The organism is Mediterranea sp. ET5 (genome assembly GCF_023337025.1).
Taxonomy (GTDB): Bacteria; Bacteroidota; Bacteroidia; order Bacteroidales; family Bacteroidaceae; genus Phocaeicola_A.
Genome location: NZ_JAMBLN010000054.1, coordinates 1 through 283, shown reverse-complemented (window position 1 = coordinate 283; position 283 = coordinate 1). Strand labels below are relative to the sequence as shown.

The window sequence follows — 283 nt, the reverse complement described above, 5'->3', positions numbered from 1 at the left end:
ATCCTGAGTATCGCGGGACACGAGGAATCCTGCGAGAATCCGCCGGGACCATCCGGCAAGGCTAAATACTCCCGAGAGACCGATAGTGAACCAGTACCGTGAGGGAAAGGTGAAAAGTACCCCGCACAGGGGAGTGAAACAGACCCTGAACCCATGTGCCTACAAGCGGTCGGAGCACCGTAAGGTGTGACGGCGTGCCTTTTGCATAATGAACCTACGAGTTGCCGTTGCCGGCAAGGTTAAGCGCGAAAACGCGCGTATCCGAAGCGAAAGCGAGTCCGAA

Annotated in this window: 1 rRNA gene; it reads left to right on the top strand. The window is 56.5% G+C overall.

The annotated features are described in order from the left end of the window. Positions 1-283 (top strand): 23S ribosomal RNA (locus tag M3087_RS14305); the annotation flags it as partial.